The sequence below is a fragment of the Pseudomonas sp. HLS-6 genome (genome assembly GCF_002753995.1).
Lineage (GTDB): Bacteria > Pseudomonadota > Gammaproteobacteria > Pseudomonadales > Pseudomonadaceae > Aquipseudomonas > Aquipseudomonas defluvii.
On record NZ_CP024478.1, the window covers coordinates 4,205,154 to 4,228,167 of the forward strand.

The following is a 23,014-nucleotide window of genomic DNA, read 5'->3' on the forward strand; positions in this document are numbered from 1 at the left end:
CACTCCGCCTGCAAGGTAGTACACAGGAACAATGACTACAGGCTTTTTCAGGAGTAGCCTTTCGCAGCGCTTCACTAAAGGAGTCTGTGCATGACCATCCGCCGTACCAAAATTGTCGCCACCCTCGGCCCCGCCAGTAATTCACCGGAAGTTATCGAGCAACTGATCCTCGCCGGTCTGGATGTCGCGCGCCTGAACTTCTCTCATGGCAGCCCCGCAGAGCACAAGGCTCGCGCCCAGCTGATCCGTGAAATCGCCGCCCGCCTCGGCCGCCATGTGGCCCTGCTCGGCGACCTGCAAGGCCCTAAAATTCGTATCGCCAAGTTCGCCAACAAGCGGATCGAACTCAAGGTCGGCGATCGTTTCACCTTCTCCACGGCTCACCCACTGACCGAGGGCAACCAGGACATCGTCGGTATCGACTACCCGGACCTGGTCAAGGACTGTGGCGTCGGCGATGAACTGCTGCTCGACGACGGCCGCGTGGTCATGCGTGTCGAAACCGCTACCGAGGATGCGCTGCACTGTTCCGTGCTGATCGGTGGCCCACTGTCTGACCACAAGGGCATCAACCGCAGAGGCGGTGGCCTGACCGCCCCGGCCCTGACCGAGAAAGACAAAGCCGACATCAAGTTGGCTGCCGAGATGGACCTGGACTACCTGGCCGTGTCCTTCCCGCGTGACGCCAGCGATATGCAGTATGCCCGTCGCCTGCGTGACGAAGCCGGCGGCAAGGCCTGGCTGGTGGCAAAAATCGAACGTGCCGAAGCCGTTGCCGACGATGAAACCCTCGACGGCCTGATCGCCGCCAGCGACGCGGTCATGGTGGCACGGGGTGACCTGGGCGTGGAAATCGGCGACGCCGAACTGATCGCGATCCAGAAGAAGATCATTCAGCACGCCCGCCGCAACAACAAGGCCGTGATCGTCGCCACCCAGATGATGGAGTCGATGATCCAGAACCCGATGCCGACCCGTGCCGAAGTGTCCGACGTCGCCAACGCCGTACTGGACAACACTGACGCGGTGATGCTCTCGGCAGAAAGTGCTGCCGGTGCCTATCCGGTCGAAGCCGTCCAGGCCATGGCGCGCATCTGCCTGGGCGCGGAAAAACACCCGACCAGCCAGAAGTCCAGCCACCGCCTGCACACCCGCTTTGAGCGCTGCGACGAAAGCATCGCCCTGGCGGCCATGTACACGGCCAACCACTTCCCGGGTGTCAAGGCGATCATCGCCCTCACCGAAAGTGGCTACACCCCACTGATCATGTCGCGCCTGCGCTCCTCGGTGCCGATCTTTGCCTTCTCGCCACACCGTGCCACCCAGGCTCGTGCCTCGATGTTCCGTGGCGTGTACCCGGTGGCGTTCGACCCAGCAGCCCTGCCAGCGGACAAAGTCAGCCAGGCCGCGGTTGACGAGTTGATCCAGCGTGGCGTGGTTGAGCAAGGCGACTGGGTCATCCTGACCAAGGGTGACAGCTACCACACCATCGGTGGCACCAATGGCATGAAGATCCTGCACGTCGGCGACCCGATCGTCTAAGGTCGAGCCAGCCCCTCAAAAGCCCTGCAGTGCACACTGCGGGGCTTTTTTGTTTTTGCTCTCCACACGCCCTTCTGCACCTGCGCCACGCCGCCCGCACCAAAACTTTCGGAATCGCCCTACATCAATCCCAAAGCATCTTTGCTAGCGTTCGGCGCTTTGCGGTCAGTGCCCCACTGACAAGCACTGCCCCCAACAACAAGGAGCGCATGGAATGAGCGCCGAAAAGAAAGCCTATGTCTGCCAGCTGGCCAATGCTGAGCGTGACGCCAGGGCTCATCCCCATGTCGACATCAACAGCCCGGTCGAGCTTTGCCAAGCCTCGCAGCCCGAGATCTTCGTCGTCCCGGTGCGCTACGCCTTGGCCGAGGAGTGGGCCAGCCACCCATGCTGTGATCCTGGGGTTGTGCCGCAAAGCCATGCCATGGCGGCGCGCCGCCTGCGTTGCGGTTACCTCTACCTGTGGCACCAAGAAGGCCCGCTCAAGCGCTATGCGGTGGCCGACAACGGCCTGTTGCTGGAGCAGGCACTCCACGACGCGCCTGGCCGTGTGGCCAATGGCACCCTAGTCGGCCTGGCGCTGGATAAACACCACGACGCCTGGATGAGCTTTACCGAACACCCCATCGGGCCTGAACAGTGTGCCCGGCTCAGTGAACGCAAGATACGCGACCGGCACATGCGCCACGTGGACTTGCGCCAGGTGGCCGACACCCTGCAGGCGCCGCATTGCCCGCCCTGGGAACACGCCGACCAGGTGCTCGCCGAGCTACTGCCTGAGAGCTACCTGCGGGCACTGGCCATTGAATATCAGCGCACGGAGTACGCGCAGCACGCCGAAATCCTCGGCGATCAGATGATCGCGGACCCCACACCGGCCAGTATCAAGGCCTACACCGATGCCATGTACCACAACCAGGAGCGGGCCAAGGCGGCGGAGCAGTACGCCGAAGTGAGCGCCGACACCCCGCCCACCGGTGAATGGAGCGCCGAGCGCTGGGACGCCCTGCAGGTCAAGGACTGGCTGGCGACCATCCACGCCCAGGCCCGGGCCCTGTACCGCGTGTTCGCCTGCCTGGACGATGAGCTGGGCGTGCTGCGCGACATCAACCATGAGCAGGAGCAGGTGCAAACCCGCCATGAGCAGTGGACCCAGGACAACACCCTGCGCCTGAGTGTGGGGGGCTTTGTTCGCAGCCTGATCACCGAGGATGCCGCGGAAGTGGCGGGCCGGCTGCGTTACGTTTACCACAAGAGCAACGACAGCGGCCCGGGCCGGGAAATCGAGTTCAGCACCGAGCAGGGCGACATCCTGCTCAAGGCTCACCGGCGCCTTGACGAGTTGTTCAAGGAAGAGGCGCGGATCAACCAGCAGCGCGGGATGACCTACAGCCATCGGCAAGCCGATGAAATGCTCTGGGCGGTGCGCGAGCAGATCGCCGAGGCCACCGCCCCGGTGCGCGCCTTCATCCCGATTGACCTGTACAACGAAGTCGAAACCCTGGTTCGCCAGTACCGTGCCGACAAAGTCACCAACCTGGCCAAAAGGGCGGGCGCCCGGGTCGAGGAATACATCGACCTGCCGGCCCTGAACACCTGGCTCGACCACACCGCACCGGCCCACTATGCGCAGGTCAACGAGCGCCATACGCTGCTGTATGCCGACCGCGAGCTGTATTTAAAGCGTCACCACCGTGCGACCTGGTGGGTCGATTATGACGACAGCGGCACCCGTGCCTGGCTCGACCGCCTGGCCACCGCCTGCCTCAGTGCCCAGTGCCTGCACGACAAAGGCGCCGAACAATATGCCGACTATGTGCGCAGCCCCGACCCCGGCGTGCTGCGCCAGCTGTTCTTCGCCTGGAGCCCAAGCCTGGAAGCGGCGCTGAACAGCGCCACGCGCCACAGCGAGATCCTCGGCGCCCTGGCCCAGGAAAACCGCGGCAACGCCTATGAAGCCCTGGCCAAGGCCCTGGCGCCGCTGAGCCGGGCGGTCCTGGATGATATCGGTGCGCGGGCCAGTACCCTCCATGGCGAATGGAACACCCTGGTCAAACGCCTCGGCGCGGCCTTGCTGCGGCTCAGGGGCGAGGAAGCCATGGCCCTGAGCCCGACCTGGAACAGCCTGCTGGTGGCGATCAAACTGGGCACGGGGGCCGGGGCGCGCTGGGGCATCGAAGCTGGCAAACCGGTACTGCGCCTGTTTGGCGACTCGGCCGAGGAACTGTGGCGCTGGGCCCAGTCGACCGGGCGGGCCATTGGCCTGGGGCAACCGGCGGGCATCTTCAACAGCAAGGTGGTGCAAAACAGCGGCGGCTTGATCGCCCTGATGGTGCTCCTGCTCAACAGCTGGAATGCCAATAGCTACCTGAGCCAAGCCAGTGCGCTGGAGGGGATGGACAATCAGCGGATCAACGACACGATTTCCGCGACGCTGTACGCCGGGGCGGCGTTGACGGCGGTGGTGGATATGCAGATTCGGAAGGGGTTGGGGGTTAAGGAGTTTGTCACGGGTAAAGGGCCTATGGCATTTACAACACCTGTTTTGACACTTTTCGGGGGGGTTATTGGTGGGCTGTCACTTCTTGCCGCTGGCGCAGAGTTCGCGTCGTTACAAAAACAACTGGAGAGCGCGCAAAACTCCATTGATCCATGGCTGGAAATGCGCCATGCGGTCGTTGGCGGACAGATTGCCGCTTTTGGCGCGCAGGCTCTACTGGGTATTACTTACACCGCACGGGCCATTTTCGGCATTACCACCGTCGATGCCGCCATTGCGGGCTATCTGCTGTGGATGGGGCCTATCACGATCCTGATCGCCGGGTTGGGCGTGCTGTACCTGATCGCCTGGTTTTTCCAGCAAAAGCCATTGCAGGCCTTCCTCGCCAACTGCTGCTGGTCCAAACAACGGGCGCGCGACCTGGGGCCCGTTTCGCCTGAGGCGCAGCAGCAGGAACTCGCCCAGTTGTACCGCATCCTGTATGCGCCGAAGGTCAGTGTTGAAGTGCTCAACACCACGGTGTATTCCGGCGATGCCAGCGGTATCCGCAATATTTCGGTGATCAAGCGCCTGACCCTCGACCTGCCGGGTGCGGAACCCCACAGCACCTACCTGGCGCTGGCCATGATCGGTGACCCAATCGATCGCGATACCTGGCATGAGCAACTGAAGAGAAACCCATACAGCACCGCCAAACCGCCGCGCTTATGGTCCGAGGTAGGCAAATACTGGCTGGAGAAAAGCCAATGCACTTGGATCCCCCATCGGGAGGGGCAAGGCCTGCGTTTGCAGGGAGACTTCGCCATGTCCAGCAGCCTCAGCTTTCCGCCCGCTAGCGTTTCATTGCGCGTGTACTACCGAACGCCACTGACCGCACTGCTCGGCGACGGCGCCTTTGTTGGCGGCGAGCGGGGTGTGGCCTTCACCATCACGCAAGACGATGGGATCATCACCCTGCGTGACGACCCCACTCCCGGTTTGGACCGCGCCCGGCATTACCTGTTGAGTGACCAGCAGCAATGCTCGAGCTACCTGCAGCCGATGTGGCGAGAATGAGTAGACCGGCAGCCGGTACAACCAAAAAACGCCTGTTCTCACAACGTGACTACCTGGCGCCCCTGCCGATCCCGACCGGTGAAAAACCAGCGGATGTGCTCAACACCATCTGGCGCAAGAATGAGGTGTTTCTCGATATTGGGAGCTACAGCATTGGATCAGGGGTAGGTGTACTGTGGCCTTTGGTCATGATGTTTTTGGGCTTCGCCTATGGCTTTCGAGACATTGCGCCGCAGGTCAGCTCGCTGGCGCTATGGGGCGGTGGCATCATTACGGGTATCCCCGCCCTGATCATGATTCATGGCCTGTTTCGTCCCGTTCCGTTGCCGTTGCGCTTCAACCGCCAACGCCGCGAAGTCTGCGTCCCACGCGAAGACGGCGAGTACTGGATTGTGCCGTGGGAGTCGGTGACTGCAGCAGCCGTCCAGCATTCGACCGTCAGCCAAGGGGGGCGAATGGAAATGGGGCTGTTATTCATCGGCTTTGACAACCCCGATCCTGATGCACAGGAAGGTAATCAGCATTTCAGCCTGGGTTTCAACTGCGGGGGCGGCACCACGGCGATGGCCTTGTGGGAGTGCATACGCAGTTACATGGAGGTCGGACCGCAGGCCGTTCCACGCTGTAACTTCGAGGGGGAAAGCTCAGGTCGCAGTCTGCTTGGCTGGCTGCTGTTCTTGCTGGCGGAGATTGCTCGTGCGTTGCTCAAAGGCGATGTGCTGACGGCACTGAAGGAAAGTGCGTTTCTGTTTCTCTTGGGTTCGCCACTGGCATTTTATCTTCAGGAAAAGAAGCTGATACCTCCCCCCGACCTGCCTTACCCCGAAATCAGCGAATGGTCAAAACCCTTGCCGCCCGAACAGTGGGCCAAGCGCTCTCCTGAACTGGAAACAGCCATTGCTGAGCGCGAGGCGGAGCTGGCGGCATTGGCACACGCGGGTCAGGCGCGCTAGCGGCCAGGTTCGGACGCACCCGAGGCTTCAGGCGTGGTCGGTAAAGGTATCCGCCAATACCTGATTGCGCGGCACGCCGGCCAGGAACAGTCGACGGGCGAACTGCTCCACGCTGGTCGGCGCGCCACAAACCAACGCCAGGGTTTGCCGTGACGGTGGGCGCAATGCCGCCAGCGCAGCGGGTAACTGCTCTGGGGTGATCAATTCCACCTGCAGTAATGGGTGTTCCCGCGCCAGCGCCTGCAACGGCGCCGCCAGGTAGTGCGCGCGCGGGTCGGGCGCCAGGTGCAAGAGCCGAATCGTCCCTCGGTGGCCCTGACGCAAGGCTTCGCGCAAGATGCCCCAGAGCGGCGCCAGGCCCGTGCCGGCGGCCAGCAGCCATAGCGGGCGCTCTTGCCAGTCGGCGTCATAGTGCAGCGCCCCGCCACGCAATTCCCCCAGACGCAGCATTTCACCCACGTGCAGTTGTCGAGCCGCATCGCAAAACAGCCCAGGCCGACGACAGTCGATATGAAACTCCAGAAAGCCCTCTTCGCCCGGCAGGCTCGCCAACGAGTAGGGCCGGGCAACACCTGCGGCCGTCCACAACACCAGGTGCTGGCCGGCTTGGTAACGCAACGGTTTAAGCGGCACAACACGCAGGCGCAACACCTCAGGGGCGAGCCAGTCGAGTGCCACGATTTCAGCGGGCACACCATCCTCAAGAGGATCAAAGCGCGCAATGCGCAGGTCCTGGTCCACCCGACACTGGCAGGCCAACCGCCAGCCGTCCTGACGCTTTTCCTCGGCCAGCGCAGTAGGATTGGTATCGGTCGGCACACCTTCCAGGCAGCGCACCAGGCAGGCATGGCAACTGCCGGCCCGGCAACTGTAGGGGATGGCCATACCGGCGTCATTCAAGGCATCAAGCAAGTTGCTACCGGCCGCCACAGTCCAGCAGTGCTCCCCTACATGCAGTTCAGGCATCGGCATACTCCCAAGCCGGCAGGCAACGATTGCGACCGCCATGCTTGGCACGATAGAGGGCTTGGTCGGCGCGGTGCAAGGCCGCGTCCAGATCATCATCTTTGGTGAGCAAGGTCATGCCCGCCGACAAGCTCAAATGCGAGCCTGGCAACACGACTGCTGCCAGCTCAGCCTCGGCAAAGGCTCGGCGCAGGCGCTCGCAACACACCGACAGTTGCTGGGCACTGCAGTGGGGCAGGAGCAACACAAACTCTTCGCCGCCGTAACGCGCCACAATGTCGGTTTCACGCAAACACGCCCGGGCAATATGGGCAAATGCCTGAAGGACCTGGTCGCCGACCGCATGCCCGTACACATCGTTGATACGCTTGAAATGATCAAGGTCGATCAGCGCCAGACCATGTTGGCCACCCGTCTCCATGCGACCCAGCTCCTGCTCGGCCAGACGCAGAAAATGTCGGCGATTGAACAGACCGGTCAGCTCGTCAGTGGCCACCAACTCCTCCAGTTGACGCATCATGCCGCGCAAGGTGTCCTGATGGGCTTGAAGGGCGAAGCGATGCTTGCGTATGCGTTGCCGCGAGGCTTGTACATAGCGGGCATACAGGCACAACCAGACCAGCACCACGAGCAACGCACTGCCTTGCAGCAACGCAAGCGATGGGTTGGCCATCCGGCCGGTGAAGCCCTCCCAGCCATTAAGGACAAGGAAGCAGCCAAACACCAGCGCGGCGCAGCGGACAAATGCACAACCACGCAAATGGAACAGGCCAAACATCAGGATCAATGGATAGACCACCATAAAGGTTCCGCGCGCCTGCCCCAGGTGGGCCAACAACCAGGTCAACCCGATCAACGCCAGGACGATTTGCAGCTCGGTGAGGCTCGGGTCCTTGAAGCGCAAGTTGATCCCGCTGAGAAAAACCAGGCCCAGTAGCACTTGGGTCAACAACATCAAGCCACTGCCTGCCACCAACAACCCCGGTGGCGCAAGGAAATGACCGCACAGAAATGCCACCCAGGCCAGCACCACAACCAGCGAGTAGGTGCTGACAGCCAGGAGGAAACGCTTGATGAGAAGCTTCTGCAGCGCTGTTTCGGTCACAAATGACTCACCGTGCTGCCATTGATGGCGACAAGTTGAAAGATGGCTAGGTGCCACTTTAGGCGCTGAACACAACAATTGCCATGTTTGCACTGACGTACCACGCAAAATCGATGCCTGTCTGCTGCCGACCTTTGTTGCACGACACAAACGTGTATCGACTGCCGATGCACGCTATACTGCGGCGCCTTTTTTGCGTCGCCAGCTCCAGTCGGCGCGCCTTGAAAGTCGTTTCGACAGCCCGTTTGCGTCGAAACTCCTTATTGAATGTTCCCGTCTTTAAGAGGAGCGCGCTGCATGACCGTGATCAAGCAAGACGACCTGATTCAGAGCGTTGCCGACGCCCTGCAGTTCATTTCCTATTACCACCCCGTGGACTTCATCCAGGCGATGCACGAGGCCTACCTGCGCGAAGAGTCGCCGGCAGCCCGTGACTCCATCGCCCAGATCCTGATCAACTCGCGCATGTGCGCCACAGGCCACCGGCCAATTTGCCAGGACACCGGCATCGTCACCGTATTTGTGCGCGTCGGTATGGACGTGCGCTGGGATGGCGCCACCATGAGCCTGGACGACATGATCAACGAAGGCGTCCGTCGCGCCTACAACCTGCCGGAGAACGTCCTGCGTGCTTCGATCCTGGCCGACCCGGCTGGTGCTCGCAAGAACACCAAGGACAACACCCCGGCAGTGATTCACTACTCCATCGTTCCCGGCAACACCGTGGAAGTGGATGTGGCAGCCAAGGGCGGCGGCTCCGAGAACAAATCGAAGATGGCGATGCTCAACCCGTCCGACTCGATCGTTGACTGGGTGCTGAAGACCGTTCCGACCATGGGTGCTGGCTGGTGCCCACCTGGCATGCTCGGCATTGGCATCGGCGGTACCGCCGAGAAAGCTGCGGTCATGGCCAAGGAAGTACTGATGGAGTCCATCGACATCCATGAGCTCAAAGCCCGCGGCCCGCAGAACCGTATCGAGGAACTGCGCCTGGAACTGTTCGAGAAGGTCAACCAACTGGGCATCGGTGCCCAGGGCCTTGGCGGCCTGACCACTGTACTCGACGTCAAGATCATGGATTACCCGACCCACGCCGCGTCGCTGCCGGTGTGCATGATCCCGAACTGCGCCGCAACCCGTCACGCGCACTTCGTGCTCGACGGCTCGGGCCCGGCAGAGCTGGAAGCGCCGTCGCTGGACGCCTACCCGGAAATCGTCTGGGAAGCCGGCCCATCGGCTCGCCGTGTCGACCTCGACACCCTGACCCCGGAAGACGTTCAAAGCTGGAAGCCGGGCGAAACCATCCTGCTCAACGGCAAGATGCTCACCGGTCGCGACGCTGCGCACAAGCGCATGGTCGAGATGCTGAACAAGGGTGAGGCGCTGCCAGTAGACCTCAAGGGCCGTTTCATCTACTACGTAGGCCCAGTCGACCCGGTTGGTGACGAAGTCGTTGGCCCAGCCGGCCCGACCACCGCGACGCGGATGGACAAGTTCACCCGTCAGATCCTTGAGCAAACCGGCCTGTTGGGCATGATCGGCAAGTCCGAGCGCGGCCCGACTGCAATCGAGGCGATCAAGGACAACAAGGCTGTCTACCTGATGGCGGTCGGTGGCGCGGCTTACCTGGTCGCCCAGGCGATCAAGAAGTCCAAGGTGCTGGCCTTCGCCGAACTGGGCATGGAAGCGATCTACGAGTTCGAGGTCAAAGACATGCCTGTTACCGTTGCGGTCGACAGCAAAGGTGAGTCGGTTCACATCACCGGTCCAGCGATCTGGCAACACAAGATCGCCGAGAGCCTGGCAGTAGAAGTGAAGTAGGCTGCAAGGCGATGAGGCCCAGCCGGGTCTCATCGCCGCAGCGTTTTATCCCACGACGCGCAACGACACCGGCTGCGCTACCTGACGCTGGCTCAGGTAACGAATGCAGCTCACCCGCAGGAACGAGGCGAAATTCACGACCTCGCCGCGGTAGGCCATCACTTCTTCATACAACTTCGTGATCAACTGGTTGACGGTCATTCCATCGACCTCGGCTATCTCCTGCAACACATCCCAACACTGGTTCTCAAGCCGCACCGTGGTCACGACCCCGCGAATGCGCAAAGAGCGGCTGCGCGACTCATACAGGATGGGATCGGCCTTCACGTAGAGCTCGCACATACCGCCTCCTTCAGAGTGTGATCCGGGTGCCGAGCAAGCCCAGGAAACCGGCCAGCCACGCCGGGTGTGCCGGCCACGCAGGCGCCGTGGCCAGGTTGCCCTGAACATGGGCCTGAGTCACTTCGATGTCGACATACTGACCACCCGCCAAGCGCACTTCCGGCGCACACGCCGGGTATGCGCTGCACTCGCGGCCTGCCAGTACGCCCGCAGCGGCGAGCAGTTGGGCGCCGTGGCAGACGGCCGCAATCGGCTTGCCCGCCTGATCGATGGCCTTGACCAGTTGCAACACCTGCTCATTCAGGCGCAGGTACTCCGGTGCCCGCCCACCCGGAATCACCAGTGCGTCGTAGTCTTCGGCACGTACCTTGGCGAAGTCGAAATTCAGGGCAAAATTGTGCCCCGGCTTCTCGCTGTAGGTCTGGTCACCCTCGAAATCATGGATTGCCGTGCGTACCGTCTGCCCCGCGGCCTTGCCCGGGCACACGGCGTGCACGGTATGGCCGACCATCGATAATGCCTGGAACGGCACCATCACTTCATAATCTTCGACGTAATCGCCGACCAGCATCAGGATTTTCTTCGCGGCCATTTCGCTGACTCCTTGGGCACAGGGGAAAAGTTCTCCATCACAATAGCCCTCCCCAGCCAACGGCGGGTAATAGTCTGGTACTACAGCGAGAGTCGTTCAGTCGCGCAGATTCAACAGGTTGACCACCAGACGATCCAGCCAGCTCCACATCCGCTGCTGAACCCGCTTCCACCAGGGCCGGGCGTGCCAACGCTCAAGGTCAATGACCGTGCTCTGGGCGAAGTCTCGCTCGAAGCTGGCGGCCACTGCTGCGGTCAGCGGCGGGTCAAGCGCCTCAAGGTTGGCTTCGAGGTTGAAATGCAGGTTCCAATGGTCAAAGTTGCACGAGCCGATGCTCACCCAATCGTCAATCAGCACCATTTTCAAATGCAGGAAGCAGGGCTGGTACTCAAAGATCTTCACCCCGGCACGCAACAGCCGGGGGTAATAGCGATGGCCGGCATAGCGCACCGACGGATGATCGGTACGCGGCCCCGTCAATAGCAGGCGCACATCGACGCCCCGTGAAGCCGCCCGACGCAATGAACGACGCACTTTCCAGGTCGGCAGAAAGTAAGGTGTCGCCAACCAGACCCGACGCTGCCCACTGTTCAGTGCGCGCACCAGCGATTGCAGAATATCGCGGTGCTGCCGGGCATCGGCATAGGCCACACGCCCCTGCCCTTTGCCCTCTGGCGGTACCCGAGGCACCCGTGGCAAACCAAAATGAGTCGGCGGGCGCCAGGCTGTGCGGCGCAAGTTGGCTCGCCACTGCCGGTCGAACAGCATCTGCCAGTCCGCCAGCAGCGGCCCGCGCATCTCGACCATGACCTCATGCCACTCGCTGACCTCTTCACCTGGGGTCCAGAATTGATCCGTGACACCCGTACCGCCGACGACCGCCCAAGACTGATCCACCAGCAGCAACTTGCGGTGATCGCGGTACAGGTTGCGCACACCACGGCGCCAGCTCAGCCGGTTGTAAAAGCGTAACTCGACACCGGCCGCCAGCAGTCGCTGGCGCAAGCTCAGCGTAAACGCCAACGATCCGTAAGCATCGAACAGGCAGCGTACGTGCACACCGCGCTCTGCTGCCTGAACCAGCGCCGACACCATCGCCTCGGCGCAGGCACCGGCTTCCACCAGGTAGAGCTCCAGGTCTACCTGATACTGGGCACGAACGATGGCGGTGAGCATCCGGGGGAAAAATTCGGGGCCGTCGATCAGTAACTCGAACTGGTTACCCCCGCGCCAGGGAAAGACCGCCCCGGCCATCTCAGCGCGCCGTGAAAATCAGCACCGCACCCACCGGAACCGACAGGCTGATGGACTGCAGCCCGGCGACCTTGCGCAAGGCATCCAGGCCCGGTGCCAGGTCGAACTCTTCAGCCCGCAGCATCAGCGGCTCAAGCGTTACCACCTGAAAGCGCCGCTCATCAAGCCGAGTCGCCAGCAGTTGAGCACTGTAACTATGCTCCTTGCCATGCAGGCTGACCGTCACCGGCAAACGCAACTCCAACTGAGCACCATTGGCCAGGTCATTGATCGGACGCAGGTCAAGCTGGGCACGAATCAGTGCATCGGGGAAACGGGCGACCTCGAACAGGTCTTTGCGCATGCGCTCATCACGCAGTGGTATACCGCTATTGACCGAGTCCATTTCGATCTGCAACTCAGCCGCGCCTTTGCTATCGACCTTGCCATGCAACACCAGAAAACGATGGACTTCGGTGACATCACCATTCTTGTTGGTAATAAACGACAGCCGCGACGACTCGTTGTCCAGGTACCAATTAGCCTGGGCCGGCAAGGCCAACGCTGCGAGCAGAGCGAAGAAAAGGCGGGACGATTTGAACATGTGAAATCCATAGGCACAGTAGCCGCCAACCTTACCTGCACACCCTCATGGCAGCAAGCGACAGCCCTGCCTCGGCCCTTCCCACGCGGCACGATTGCTACGCCCCAACCCTGTAGCGCTGACCAAGTGCAAAGACGGCTCATCGCGCAGCGTACTCAATGGCAGGTACTGCTGAACATATCCACGGCAATACTCGGCAGAAAATGCCATCACGTAACGGCAGGAGCAGTACTCCTTGGCAGAGTAGGCACTCAGCACACCAGGAAACGCCAGCAAGGCCTCCCGCTCCCACCCGGCCCAGGCGCACGCGCTAATCAGCAGCGCCAGCAACACACGTTTCACGGTTGTTCTCCCGCGAAAGCCGCGAGGGCCCGCTTGAGGAGTTCGTTATGTTGATAGCGCACATCGCGATCATCCGCGTAGCGCACGATCACCAGTTTCTGAGCGGGCAACACGTAGAGTGCCTGACCCCAATGCCCCAAGGCGGCAAACGTCTCGGCGGGCGCATCCGGCCAGGGCCTGGTGCTGCCTGCAACAGGCGTATTCAACCACCAGTGACCACCGGGTGTTGCTTCGCCCGGCGCTGCGCTCGCCGCTGTAAACGGCTGGCGGTTGAACGCCACCCATTCAGGCGGCAGCAACGGCTGCCCCTGCCAGCGCCCATCACGCAACATCAGCAAACCAATGCGGGCCAGGTCGCGGGCATTCAGGTACAGGTAAGAGGAGCCGACCAACGTACCGCTGGCATCCCGTTCCCAGGTTGCCTGAGTGATCCCCAACGGCTGGAACAGGGCTTGCCAGGCATAATCCTCACTATCGACCATGCCACGCAGCGCCGCCGCCAACAGGTTACTGTCGCCACTGGAGTAGAGAAAACGCTCACCGGGGCCGGCAGCACGGGCACGGCTGGCGGCGTAGGCGGCCATATCCGCGCGCCCTCGGGTATAGAGCATGGCCACGACCGAAGAGTTGAGCGGCGCGTACTCATAGTCCTCTTGCCACTCAAGACCGCTGGCCCAGTGCAGCAGGTCTTCAATGCGCACCTCCGGGTGAGCCTGCATCGGTGCGTAATAGCGCGCCACCGGATCTTGCAGACTGAAACGCCCCTGGCCGTAGGCAACGCCGAGCGCCGTCGCCAGCACGCTCTTGCTGATCGACCAGGTCAAATGGCGTGTCTGCGCCGACGTCGGCGCCACGTAGCGCTCATACACGATGCGCCCGTCCTGGACGACCAGCAAAGCATCCGTGCGTACGCCCTCACGGCCTTGACTGCTGCGCGGCGCAAACGCGTACGCCTCCAGTGCCTGCAACGCGGGGCCTGCCGGCGGGCTTGTCGAAGCCCAGTCCGAATCGGGCCAGATCTCTGCTGCACGGCCCTCCAGCGCAAACACGCTCAATGCAATGATCAGCAGCACAGCCTTGCCCATGGCCGGACCTCAAGACAGTCGATCCGCCCCAGACTACTCCGGTTCTATGACAATCCCGCAGCGGCGCAGGCCTTGGCCAGGCGCTTGGCCCGTGCAGCACTGGCGATATCAAGAACGCCCTGATCGCGCTGCCAGAGGCTGGCCCACTGCCCATTGCTGGCCAGCAACGCACGGTTGATCTCCTCTCGCAAGCCCGCGAACTGGGCAAACAGCCCGCCCAGCAGCAGGTGACAAGCCACCGTATCCGCACACAGCCGACTGCCCTCGGCACAGCCGGCAAGCAGACTGATCAGGCGTAGCTGCAGGCTCTGCGGCCATCCGCTGACCAGGCCAACGCCATACAGCCAGGCACACAGAGCGCTGAGCACATAGAGGTCTTCGAGGGTACGAAAGGGTTTGACATAGGCATCCCAGCCATCCCCGGCCAGACGTTCGCACAGCGCCTGCTCAAGGTGCAGCCGGGCATGCCCGACTTCCGGCATCAACGGTAACGCTGGCAAAGGCTCCAAACGGACGCCTGGCTCGCCGGGGTAAACCACGGCCAGGCTCAAGCGCGGTGATTGCCCCTCTGCCTCGCTGCGGGCGGCCACCAACAGCCAGTCGGCATCCAGCCCGGCGGTGACAAAATCCTTGCTGCCACTCAGGCGCAGCTCATCAAGCCGGGTTTGCATGTCGGCCGGGCGCACACTGCGTCGCTCGCTGGCACACAAGGCACCAAGGCTCTGCGGTGCACTGGGCCAGAGAACCCGCAACGCGGCCTGATAACCGAGCAAAAAGGCCAAGCCCGGGGTCGGCATCGACCGTCCACCCAGGATTGCCAACTCGAACGGGCTGCAGGTGCCAAGCCGCTCGAGCAACACACTGTAAGTCTCACCCAACGTCGCCAACAGCGGTTGAGACGGCATGTGGTTGAGTCGTTCCAGCCAGACCATTGAGGGACTCCTTAGAAGGCTGTCATAGAAGCATCACCAATCATTCACCGAGGTGACACCACGTCTACCTAGGCTGACTTTGCACAACAAAGTCGACCGGCCGCAACCCCATGGCTGGCTTATGGAGACTCGCAATGACTCAGATCGCTCGCTCTGGCGACAACAGCACTGAACGCCGTCTGCAAGCCGAACGTCTGGTCGGCCCAGAGGCCCTGCAAGAAGCACAGGCCCTGCGCTTCAACGTGTTCAGCAGTGAATTCAAGGCCAAGCTAAACGGTGCAGAACACGGCCTGGACATGGATGACTACGACCCTCACTGTCAGCATATCGGTGTACGCGACCTGACCAGCGGGCGCCTGGTGGCCACCACCCGACTGCTTGACCATCAGGCAGCCAGTACGCTGGGCCGCTTTTACAGTGAAGAAGAATTCAGCCTGCACGGCCTCGGCCATCTGCATGGCCCGATCCTGGAACTGGGTCGAACCTGCGTCGACCCGGCCTACCGCAATGGCGGCACCATCGCCGTACTGTGGAGCGAGTTGGCTGAAGTGCTCAACGAAGGCAACTATAGCTACCTGATGGGTTGCGCCAGTATTCCCATGCAGGATGGTGGCGTTCAGGCCCATGCCATCATGCAGCGCCTGCGCGAGCGCTACCTGTGTAACGAGCACCTGCGCGCAGAGCCGAAAACGCCACTGCCGAACCTGGCCCTGCCAGGCAATGTCATCGCCGAAATGCCGCCGCTACTCAAGGCCTATATGCGCCTGGGGGCTAAGATCTGTGGCGAACCCTGCTGGGACGAGGCGTTTCAGGTCGCCGACGTGTTCATCCTGCTCAAGCGCGACAACCTCTGCCCGCGCTACGCTCGCCACTTCAAGGCGGCCGTCTGATGCGGCGCCTGCGCGTCCAGGGACGCGTTCTGCGCCTGTTGCTGGTGGTTCTGCTCGGGCTGAGCATGGCAAGCCTGTTCAGCCTTTACGAACGCCTTCGCCTGAACCCCTCGCTACAGCGCCGGCAACGCTGGTCGCAGCTGTTCATGCGCCAGTTGAGCAATGCCCTGCCCTTCAAGGTCACGGTGGTGGGCAACCTGCCGCAACAACCCATGCTGTGGGTGAGTAATCATGTGTCTTGGACGGACATTCCGTTGCTCGGCATGATCACGCCACTGGCGTTCCTGTCCAAGGCCGAAGTACGCACCTGGCCTGTAGCCGGTTGGCTGGCGCACAAGGCGGGCACACTGTTCATCCGTCGCGGAGGCGGCGACAGCCAACTGCTGCGCAAGCAGATCAGCCAGCACCTGCAACAACAGTGCGACCTGCTGATATTCCCGGAAGGCACCACCACCGATGGGCGCAGCCTGCGCACGTTTCACGGCCGTTTGTTGGCCAGCGCCATCGATACCGGCGTGCCAGTGCAACCGGTCGCCTTGCGCTACCTGCGCAATGGCGAAGCAGACGCCATCGCCCCCTTTATCGGCGATGATGACCTGCTCTCGCACCTGCTGCGCCTGTTCAGCCATGAACGCGCCGAGGTCGAAATTCACCTGCTTGAGCCCATCGCCAGCCATGATCAGGAGCGCGCCGTACTGGCCCTGAACGCTCAGCAGGCCGTGCATCGCGCGCTGTACGGTCAGCCCCCAGAGGCCATGCCGCAACGGCGGGCCAAAGCGGCTTAACGCAGGGCTTTCTGTGCGAAGGCCTGTAACTGCGGGTAGAACAGCCGAAAGTCTTCCTGCAAAGGCTCGTACAACGCTTGCACTTCCTCCCAGGCACCGTCGAGCCCCTCGGGGCGCGACAGCCGTCGGGAAATGCCCTTGAGCACGCGCTCCAGCACCGCAAACTCACGGTATGAACCCAGCCAGTCGTCAGCCGCCATGTAAGGGGCTATCTGCGCCAGGCGACCCGGCAACACCGGCTGCTCGGCCAGCACCCGATAGACCCGGTGAGTAAACTGCGTCAACGGCTGATCGGCATAATCAAGCCAGTCCCGGGCCAGGCAATGGTCGAAGAACACATCAAGAATGATCCCCGCATAGCGCCGACGCTCGCGTGGAAACCGTCCCAGCGCCTCATGCACCACGGGGTGACTGTCAGTGAATACATCGATCTGTCGGTGGAGACGGATAGCCGCTTCCAGCGACAGCGAAAAGCGACCGTCCAGCGGCCCTTTGACGAAGTCGCCATACAGGCTGCCGAGCAATTGCTCGGGCTGCTGGCCACCAAGATGGAGATGTGCAAGGTAGTTCATGCCCGCAGTTTAGCACCTGGCCTGCACATATCGTTATAACCCGATATATCGATTTACGCAGTGCTAAGAACCTCTTCATATTTGTATATCGCGAAATACCGATTTATATTTCGCTGCATCGCGATATACCGTTACCCCTCATGAGCCACCACCATGCCCCTTGATCTCGACGAAATAATAAAAGCCCTGGCCCATCCAGTACGGCGAGAAATCCTCAACTGGCTGAAAGACCCACACGTACAGTTTCCCGATCAGCAGCACAGCACCGAATACGGTGTCTGCGCAGGGCAGATCGATCAACGCTGCGGGTTGTCGCAGTCAACCGTGTCGGCGCACCTGGCAACCCTGCAACGCGCCGGGCTGATCAGCAGCCAGAAGATCGGGCAGTGGCATTTCTTCAAACGCAACGAGGACACCATTCAGGCATTCCTCAAGCAAATGAGCCAAGAGCTCTGACAAGGACCTTCGCATGCCCCTTCCCTTACTGATACTGGCGCTGAGCGCGTTTGCTATCGGCACCACCGAATTCGTCATCATGGGCCTGCTGCCCGATGTCGCTGCCGACCTGGGCGTCTCGATTCCCGGCGCTGGCTGGCTGGTCACCGGCTACGCCCTGGGCGTGGCAATCGGCGCACCGTTCATGGCTCTGGCCACCGCCAGGTTGCCACGCAAGGCAGCCCTGGTTGCCCTGATGGGTATTTTCATCATCGGTAACCTGCTGTGCGCACTGGCCAGTGATTACAACGTGCTGATGTTCGCCCGTGTGGTCACCGCCCTTTGCCATGGCGCGTTCTTTGGTATCGGCTCGGTAGTGGCGGCGAACCTTGTACCGGCCAATCGTCGCGCGTCGGCTGTGGCCTTGATGTTTACCGGCCTGACACTGGCCAACGTCCTCGGCGTGCCCCTGGGCACAGCGTTGGGCCAGGTAGCGGGCTGGCGCTCGACCTTCTGGGCCGTGACCCTGATCGGTGTCGTCGCCTTGTTTGGTCTGATCCGCTTCTTGCCCAACAAGCATGATGAAGAAAAACTCGACATGCGCTCGGAAATGGCAGCGCTCAAAGGTGCGGGTATCTGGCTGTCGCTGTCGATGACCGTACTGTTCTCCGCGTCGATGTTTGCCCTCTTCACCTACGTCGCACCGCTGCTCGGTGATGTCACCGGCGTCAGCCCGCGAGGCGTGACCTGGACCCTGCTGCTGATCGGCCTGGGCCTGACCGTAGGCAATGTTCTGGGCGGCAAACTGGCTGATCGCCGTTTGGCGGCCACCCTTGTGGGCGTGTTTGCAGCCATGGCGCTGATCAGCACGGCGCTGTCCTGGACCAGCACCGCCTTGATCCCTGCCGAAATCACCCTGTTTCTCTGGGCCACCGCCGCTTTCGCCGCCGTACCGGCCTTGCAGGTCAACGTAGTGAGCTTCGGCAAGGCCGCGCCAAACCTGGTATCGACCCTGAATATCGGCGCCTTCAACCTGGGCAATGCGCTCGGCGCCTGGGTCGGTGGCACGGTCATCGACCAAGGCCTGGGGCTGACCCGTGTGCCTCTGGCTGCTGCCGCACTGGCGGTTATGGCCCTGATCGTCACCCTGATTACTTTCCGCCAGAACGGCGACAACGCCGAACTGGCACCTGCCACCCACTGATTGCAACGAGGTCTACGTAAATGACGACGCTTTTCGACCCCATTACCCTCGGCGATCTGCAATTGCCGAACCGTATCATCATGGCTCCGCTGACCCGCTGCCGGGCGGACGAAGGCCGCGTACCCAATGCGCTGATGGCCGAGTACTACGTGCAGCGGGCCAGCGCCGGGCTGATCCTCAGTGAAGCCACCTCAGTGACGCCCATGGGCGTCGGCTACCCGGACACACCCGGTATCTGGTCCAATGATCAGGTCCGTGGCTGGACCCAAATCACCAAGGCCGTACATGCGGCCGGCGGTCGGATCTTCCTGCAGCTGTGGCATGTAGGACGCATTTCCCACCCCAGCTACCTGAATGGTGAAGCACCGGTGGCACCGAGCGCCATTCAACCCAAAGGCCATGTCAGCCTGGTACGGCCAATCAGCGAGTTCCCGACCCCTCGAGCGCTGGAGACCGCAGAGATTGCCGACATCATCGAGGCCTATCGTACCGGTGCCGAGAATGCCAAGGCGGCGGGCTTCGACGGCGTCGAGATCCATGGTGCGAATGGCTACCTGCTCGACCAGTTCCTGCAGAGCAGCACCAACCAACGTACCGACCAGTACGGCGGCTCACTGGAAAACCGCGCACGGTTGATGCTGGAAGTCACCGATGCAGTGATCGAGGTCTGGGGGGCAGAACGTGTCGGCATGCACCTGGCGCCACGCGCCGATGCCCATGACATGGGCGACGCGAACCGTGCCGAAACCTTCACCTATGTCGCCCGCGAGCTGGGCAAACGGGGTATCGCCTTCATTTGCTCACGGGAAAAAGAGGCTGATGACAGCATCGGCCCGTTGATCAAAGCCGCGTTTGGTGGTCCTTACATCGTCAATGAGCGCTTTGACAAAGCCTCTGCCAGCGCAGCCTTGGCCAGCGGCAAGGCAGATGCAGTGGCCTTTGGCATTCCATTCATTGCCAACCCGGACCTGCCCGCGCGCCTGAAAGCCGATGCACCGTGGAATGAACCGCACCCGGAAACCTTCTATGGCAAGGGCCCGGTCGGGTACATCGACTACCCACGGATGTAGTTAACAATACGGAAGCTGCCTGCGATCAAGGCACCCCGCGCCCCAGCAGCGGCAACCGCCCACACAAGGGCAAGGGGCGCAGGCATATGATCCGTTCAACCGCGGCCTCAAGGCCGCGCGTTGATCTGCTGCTGCAGGTTCTGTATCTGGCTTTGCAGCGTATTGATGTTCCGTGTCACCTGGCCACGGAAAGCATCGAATTCAGCCGTAGACGCCCCCGCGCCTGCACTCGCTGCCGGGCGGTGTTCCTGCTCGCTCTTGAGCACAATCAAGTCTTGCTCCAGACGCTCAATCGCCGCGTTTGGATTACCTTGCTTCTTCAGCGCCGCGACTTCAGCCGACAAGCCCTTGAGCTGAGCATCGAGCTTGTCAGACTCGGCCTGAGCAGCCTTCAAGGCAGACAATTCGGCCGTAACTGCCTTGAGCTGGGCTTGCACCTGAGCATTGGCTGCCTGCTGCTCACTGGCCTGTGCCAGTGCCTGCTCCAGACGTTTGCCCAAATCACCCTGCTGACCGGCGACACCCTGCTGCTGCTTGTGTTGCTCAGCCAGACTGGCCTGCAGTTGCTTGATCTGCAACTTCAGCGCTTCGCTGCCAGTGGTCACGCTGGACTCACTGGCAGCGACCTTGCCACTGATCGCCTGCAGGCGCCCCGCTGCATCTTCGCTGATACGCGCAAAACTCTCCTGGGTGGCAACCAGCTGCTGCTCCATCAATGATATTTGCTGGAAACTCCACCAGCCGAGCCCGGCAAGCGTAATGAAGGACGCCCCCAGCAACGCCCAGAGCGGGCCTGTTGCACCGCCCTTGCGGGCAGGCTGACGCACACCGGCGTGCGGCTGAGCAGCCGGCGTGAAGTCGTCGTGATCACGCGCCTCGGCCCTCAGGCTTGGGACATCATCGAAATCGTCATGGGCATCGTTACGCATGGGTACCTTCAACCGCCGTGATAGCAAATGAGCATTAGTATAAACCGCCCGAGGGCCGCACTGATCGACCACCTGCGAACCGATCGGTTCAGTGGCCGATGTGCTGTGCTTTCCACCAACCACAAAATTCATCCAGCGCCGTCCAAAGGCTGACCGTCGGACGGTAGTCAAGCAAATGCCTGGCTCGGCTGATGTCCAGCGTGAAGTCCTTGTTCATGACCTGCATACCCAGGCGCGACAGGGTCGGCTGTGGGCGACCAGGCCATAGCAGGCAAGCCCCTTCATTCAACGCCGCCAGGCTGTATGCCAGGCCGAACGAGCGGTAGCGTGTCACCTGCGGCACCTGCATCTGCCGCATGACATAATTGATCACGTCCCAGATGGGCAGCGGCTGCCCGTTGCTGATGTTGTACGCCTTGCCCAGCGCCTCATCACCAACATGCAAGGCGCTGAACAACGCCTCGTTGAGGTTCTGCACACTGGTGAAATCGACCTTGTTCAGGCCATTGCCCACAATGGCCAGGCGCCCCTTGCGCTGCATCTGCAGCAGCCGCGGGAAAATGCTGACGTCCCCGGCACCGGTGACAAAGCGCGGACGCAGGGCCAGTACCTCGAGGCCAAACTCTTGCGCCCCGAAGACCTTTTGCTCAGCAAGAAACTTGGTACTCGCATAATGATCATGGAAGCGTCGAGGCACCTGATCTTCGGTGATCCCCATGTGCGACCGACCATCGAAGTAAATCGACGGGGATGACAGGTGCACCAGGCGTCGGACATGCTCCTTCAGACAGGCTTCAACGACGTTCTCGGTGACCACCACATTGCCCTGATGGAAGTCTTGATAGCGCCCCCAGTGCCCCACTGCACCCGCACAATGCACAACGGCATCGACACCTTGGCACAAGCGCCGGGCCAGTTCAGGATCACCCAGATCGCCAGCAATGAACTGCGCACCACGACGTACCAAGTGCTCAACACCCTCAGCGCGTCGGCCGTTGACCCTGACATCCAGGCCTTGCTCAAGCGCATGGCGCGCAAAGCGCCCGCCAATAAAGCCGCTTGCGCCGGTGACCAGAATTCGCATGAACCACTCCGCTTAGAAATATCTCAGATGCTGCAGACGCGAGTCGCGCCTACAACGGCACCAGCCACTGCCGGCTTGTCGTCGCAAGATGCTCAGTCAGTTGCCCAAGCAATTGCCCGCCGTTGCGCCAATGATGCCAGTACAACGGCACATCGATAGGGGTATCAGGAAGTATTTCTACCAGACGACCCGATGCAAGCTGTTCGCGCACCTGCAACTCGGGCACCAGCCCCCAGCCAAGACCGGCCTCGGTCATCCGTAGAAACCCCTCCGAGGACGGGCACAAGTGGTGCATAAACCCCTCCTGGACCCCCAGCGACGCCAGGTAGCGGTGCTGCAGGAAATCGTCCGGGCCGAACACCAATGCAGGTGTGCGTGATAACCGCGTGACCTCAAAGCCATTGGCAAAATGACGCGCCATGAACGCCGGGCTCGCCAACGCCCGGTAACGCATGGCACCCAACAACAAGCTGCGTGCACCGGCCACCGGCCGCTCGCTGCCACATAGGCAGGCGGCTACCTCACCGGCCCGCATGCGCTTGAGCCCGACGTCCTGATCTTCCACCACCATGTCCAGCAACAGGCGTTGCTCAGCACAGAACTCACCCACTGCTGCCGCCCACCAGGTCGCCAGGCTGTCGGCGTTCAAAGCAATACGCAGACGCTCGGGCATGCCCTCCTCGTCCAATGCTGGTACCTGCCGTTGCAGATCGCGCTCCAACAGCCGCACCTGCTGTACGTGGTTGAGTAGACGCCGACCGATCTCGGTCGGGCCCGGCGGTGTGGCCCTGATCAGCACCGGCTGGCCCACCCGGGCCTCAAGCAACTTGATCCGCTGCGAGATGGCCGACTGCGATAAACCCAGCACCTGCGCGGCACGCTCAAAGCCCGCCTGTTCGACCACCGCAGCAAGGGCCGAGAGCAATTTGTAATCGAACATTATTTTTCCTAATGCCAGATCAGCTTTATTTG

General features: G+C 61.7%; 22 protein-coding genes. 9 read left to right on the plus strand and 13 right to left on the minus strand.

The annotated features are described in order from the left end of the window. Positions 1-90 precede the first annotated feature (90 nt). The 3 genes from pyk to CS390_RS19740 all read left to right on the plus strand — a co-directional run bounded on the left by pyk (position 91) and on the right by CS390_RS19740 (position 6,051). Positions 91-1,542 carry a pyruvate kinase gene (pyk, locus tag CS390_RS19725; protein WP_065761857.1) on the plus strand — a complete coding sequence of 484 codons (1,452 nt, stop codon included), beginning with the start codon at positions 91-93 and terminating at the stop codon, positions 1,540-1,542. Positions 1,543-1,756: 214 nt separating this feature from the next. After that, positions 1,757-5,098 (plus strand): toxin VasX, encoded by a 3,342-nt coding sequence (locus tag CS390_RS19730; protein ID WP_256587521.1) that lies wholly within the window; start codon positions 1,757-1,759, stop codon positions 5,096-5,098. After that, entirely contained in the window at positions 5,095-6,051 is a 957-nt protein-coding gene (locus CS390_RS19740) for a DUF6708 domain-containing protein (RefSeq protein WP_099775681.1), read from the plus strand. Before CS390_RS19730 ends, CS390_RS19740 begins: the two co-directional genes overlap by 4 nt. A 27-nt stretch (positions 6,052-6,078) precedes the next feature. Here the strand turns inward: CS390_RS19740 and CS390_RS19745 are convergent, their stop codons facing one another. Beyond that, on the minus strand, positions 6,079-7,017 hold the full coding sequence (locus CS390_RS19745; RefSeq protein ID WP_065761049.1) for an iron-sulfur-binding ferredoxin reductase: 939 nt from the start codon (positions 7,015-7,017) through the stop codon (positions 6,079-6,081). Then, positions 7,010-8,122 carry a diguanylate cyclase gene (locus tag CS390_RS19750; protein ID WP_099775682.1) on the minus strand — a complete coding sequence of 371 codons (1,113 nt, stop codon included), beginning with the start codon at positions 8,120-8,122 and terminating at the stop codon, positions 7,010-7,012. Before CS390_RS19750 ends, CS390_RS19745 begins: the two co-directional genes overlap by 8 nt. Before the next feature lie 297 nt (positions 8,123-8,419). Between CS390_RS19750 and CS390_RS19755 the strand changes: the two genes are divergently transcribed. After that, a complete protein-coding gene (locus CS390_RS19755; RefSeq protein ID WP_099775683.1) occupies positions 8,420-9,943 on the plus strand; it encodes a fumarate hydratase in 1,524 nt (507 codons plus the stop codon). Positions 9,944-9,988: 45 nt separating this feature from the next. Here CS390_RS19755 and CS390_RS19760 read toward each other — a convergent pair whose 3' ends face one another. The 7 genes from CS390_RS19760 to CS390_RS19790 form a co-directional block, all read right to left on the minus strand. Next, positions 9,989-10,285, minus strand: coding sequence for a ribbon-helix-helix domain-containing protein (locus CS390_RS19760; RefSeq protein WP_099775684.1), 297 nt, complete (start codon positions 10,283-10,285; stop codon positions 9,989-9,991). A gap of 10 nt (positions 10,286-10,295) precedes the next feature. Further along, positions 10,296-10,877, minus strand: coding sequence for a DJ-1/PfpI family protein (locus tag CS390_RS19765; protein WP_099775685.1), 582 nt, complete (start codon positions 10,875-10,877; stop codon positions 10,296-10,298). Between the two features lie 96 nt (positions 10,878-10,973). Next, positions 10,974-12,131 carry a phosphatidylserine/phosphatidylglycerophosphate/cardiolipin synthase family protein gene (locus CS390_RS19770; RefSeq protein ID WP_099775686.1) on the minus strand — a complete coding sequence of 386 codons (1,158 nt, stop codon included), beginning with the start codon at positions 12,129-12,131 and terminating at the stop codon, positions 10,974-10,976. 1 nt (position 12,132) lies between these two features. Beyond that, positions 12,133-12,714 (minus strand): YceI family protein, encoded by a 582-nt coding sequence (locus tag CS390_RS19775; RefSeq protein ID WP_099775687.1) that lies wholly within the window; start codon positions 12,712-12,714, stop codon positions 12,133-12,135. Between the two features lie 45 nt (positions 12,715-12,759). After that, positions 12,760-13,056 carry an amidase gene (locus CS390_RS19780; RefSeq protein ID WP_099775688.1) on the minus strand — a complete coding sequence of 99 codons (297 nt, stop codon included), beginning with the start codon at positions 13,054-13,056 and terminating at the stop codon, positions 12,760-12,762. Next, positions 13,053-14,141, minus strand: a complete 1,089-nt coding sequence (locus CS390_RS19785; RefSeq protein WP_099775689.1) for a serine hydrolase — start codon at positions 14,139-14,141, stop codon at positions 13,053-13,055. Before CS390_RS19785 ends, CS390_RS19780 begins: the two co-directional genes overlap by 4 nt. Before the next feature lie 44 nt (positions 14,142-14,185). Then, on the minus strand, positions 14,186-15,073 hold the full coding sequence (locus CS390_RS19790) for an acyl-CoA dehydrogenase (protein WP_099775690.1): 888 nt from the start codon (positions 15,071-15,073) through the stop codon (positions 14,186-14,188). Between the two features lie 134 nt (positions 15,074-15,207). Between CS390_RS19790 and olsB the strand changes: the two genes are divergently transcribed. Both olsB and CS390_RS19800 read left to right on the plus strand, forming a co-directional pair. Continuing rightward, complete coding sequence (gene olsB / locus CS390_RS19795; RefSeq protein WP_065761059.1) at positions 15,208-15,963, plus strand: L-ornithine N(alpha)-acyltransferase; 756 nt, start codon at positions 15,208-15,210, stop codon at positions 15,961-15,963. Next, the gene (locus tag CS390_RS19800) at positions 15,963-16,748 is read left to right on the plus strand and encodes a 1-acyl-sn-glycerol-3-phosphate acyltransferase (RefSeq protein WP_099775691.1); all 786 of its coding nucleotides are present in this window, start codon (positions 15,963-15,965) and stop codon (positions 16,746-16,748) included. The genes olsB and CS390_RS19800 overlap by 1 nt, the downstream gene beginning before the upstream one ends. On the opposite strand, the gene CS390_RS19805 is transcribed toward CS390_RS19800, so the two are convergent. After that, a complete protein-coding gene (locus CS390_RS19805) occupies positions 16,745-17,320 on the minus strand; it encodes an ACP phosphodiesterase (RefSeq protein WP_065761061.1) in 576 nt (191 codons plus the stop codon). The genes CS390_RS19800 and CS390_RS19805 overlap by 4 nt on opposite strands. 153 nt (positions 17,321-17,473) lie before the next feature. Between CS390_RS19805 and CS390_RS19810 the strand changes: the two genes are divergently transcribed. The 3 genes from CS390_RS19810 to CS390_RS19820 are packed head-to-tail and all read left to right on the plus strand — an operon-like array spanning position 17,474 to position 20,029. Next, the gene (locus CS390_RS19810) at positions 17,474-17,776 is read left to right on the plus strand and encodes a helix-turn-helix transcriptional regulator (RefSeq protein WP_099775692.1); all 303 of its coding nucleotides are present in this window, start codon (positions 17,474-17,476) and stop codon (positions 17,774-17,776) included. Between the two features lie 13 nt (positions 17,777-17,789). Further along, entirely contained in the window at positions 17,790-18,959 is a 1,170-nt protein-coding gene (locus CS390_RS19815) for an MFS transporter (RefSeq protein WP_099775693.1), read from the plus strand. Between the two features lie 20 nt (positions 18,960-18,979). Beyond that, on the plus strand, positions 18,980-20,029 hold the full coding sequence (locus tag CS390_RS19820; RefSeq protein WP_099775694.1) for an alkene reductase: 1,050 nt from the start codon (positions 18,980-18,982) through the stop codon (positions 20,027-20,029). Between the two features lie 107 nt (positions 20,030-20,136). Here CS390_RS19820 and CS390_RS19825 read toward each other — a convergent pair whose 3' ends face one another. From CS390_RS19825 to CS390_RS19835, 3 genes are all read right to left on the minus strand, one after another. Then, positions 20,137-20,958 (minus strand): ATPase, encoded by an 822-nt coding sequence (locus CS390_RS19825; protein ID WP_099775695.1) that lies wholly within the window; start codon positions 20,956-20,958, stop codon positions 20,137-20,139. 88 nt (positions 20,959-21,046) lie between these two features. Then, entirely contained in the window at positions 21,047-22,042 is a 996-nt protein-coding gene (locus CS390_RS19830; RefSeq protein ID WP_065761066.1) for an NAD(P)-dependent oxidoreductase, read from the minus strand. A 49-nt stretch (positions 22,043-22,091) separates the two neighbouring features. After that, on the minus strand, positions 22,092-22,982 hold the full coding sequence (locus CS390_RS19835; RefSeq protein ID WP_099775696.1) for a LysR family transcriptional regulator ArgP: 891 nt from the start codon (positions 22,980-22,982) through the stop codon (positions 22,092-22,094). Positions 22,983-23,014: the final 32 nt, after the last annotated feature.

Excerpts from the sequence above, each read along its gene's own strand:
- CS390_RS19810 (WP_099775692.1), top strand. The coding sequence starts at position 17,474 with ATGCCCCTTGATCTCGACGAAATAATAAAAGCCCTGGCCCATCCAGTA.
- CS390_RS19830 (WP_065761066.1), bottom strand. The coding sequence starts at position 22,042 with ATGCGAATTCTGGTCACCGGCGCAAGCGGCTTTATTGGCGGGCGCTTT.
- CS390_RS19805 (WP_065761061.1), bottom strand. The coding sequence starts at position 17,320 with ATGAACTACCTTGCACATCTCCATCTTGGTGGCCAGCAGCCCGAGCAA.
- CS390_RS19730 (WP_256587521.1), top strand. The coding sequence starts at position 1,757 with ATGAGCGCCGAAAAGAAAGCCTATGTCTGCCAGCTGGCCAATGCTGAG.
- CS390_RS19755 (WP_099775683.1), top strand. The coding sequence starts at position 8,420 with ATGACCGTGATCAAGCAAGACGACCTGATTCAGAGCGTTGCCGACGCC.
- CS390_RS19765 (WP_099775685.1), bottom strand. The coding sequence starts at position 10,877 with ATGGCCGCGAAGAAAATCCTGATGCTGGTCGGCGATTACGTCGAAGAT.
- CS390_RS19760 (WP_099775684.1), bottom strand. The coding sequence starts at position 10,285 with ATGTGCGAGCTCTACGTGAAGGCCGATCCCATCCTGTATGAGTCGCGC.
- olsB (WP_065761059.1), top strand. The coding sequence starts at position 15,208 with ATGACTCAGATCGCTCGCTCTGGCGACAACAGCACTGAACGCCGTCTG.
- CS390_RS19825 (WP_099775695.1), bottom strand. The coding sequence starts at position 20,958 with ATGCGTAACGATGCCCATGACGATTTCGATGATGTCCCAAGCCTGAGG.
- CS390_RS19835 (WP_099775696.1), bottom strand. The coding sequence starts at position 22,982 with ATGTTCGATTACAAATTGCTCTCGGCCCTTGCTGCGGTGGTCGAACAG.
- CS390_RS19815 (WP_099775693.1), top strand. The coding sequence starts at position 17,790 with ATGCCCCTTCCCTTACTGATACTGGCGCTGAGCGCGTTTGCTATCGGC.
- CS390_RS19745 (WP_065761049.1), bottom strand. The coding sequence starts at position 7,017 with ATGCCTGAACTGCATGTAGGGGAGCACTGCTGGACTGTGGCGGCCGGT.
- CS390_RS19740 (WP_099775681.1), top strand. The coding sequence starts at position 5,095 with ATGAGTAGACCGGCAGCCGGTACAACCAAAAAACGCCTGTTCTCACAA.
- CS390_RS19820 (WP_099775694.1), top strand. The coding sequence starts at position 18,980 with ATGACGACGCTTTTCGACCCCATTACCCTCGGCGATCTGCAATTGCCG.
- CS390_RS19790 (WP_099775690.1), bottom strand. The coding sequence starts at position 15,073 with ATGGTCTGGCTGGAACGACTCAACCACATGCCGTCTCAACCGCTGTTG.
- CS390_RS19785 (WP_099775689.1), bottom strand. The coding sequence starts at position 14,141 with ATGGGCAAGGCTGTGCTGCTGATCATTGCATTGAGCGTGTTTGCGCTG.
- CS390_RS19770 (WP_099775686.1), bottom strand. The coding sequence starts at position 12,131 with ATGGCCGGGGCGGTCTTTCCCTGGCGCGGGGGTAACCAGTTCGAGTTA.
- pyk (WP_065761857.1), top strand. The coding sequence starts at position 91 with ATGACCATCCGCCGTACCAAAATTGTCGCCACCCTCGGCCCCGCCAGT.
- CS390_RS19800 (WP_099775691.1), top strand. The coding sequence starts at position 15,963 with ATGCGGCGCCTGCGCGTCCAGGGACGCGTTCTGCGCCTGTTGCTGGTG.
- CS390_RS19775 (WP_099775687.1), bottom strand. The coding sequence starts at position 12,714 with ATGTTCAAATCGTCCCGCCTTTTCTTCGCTCTGCTCGCAGCGTTGGCC.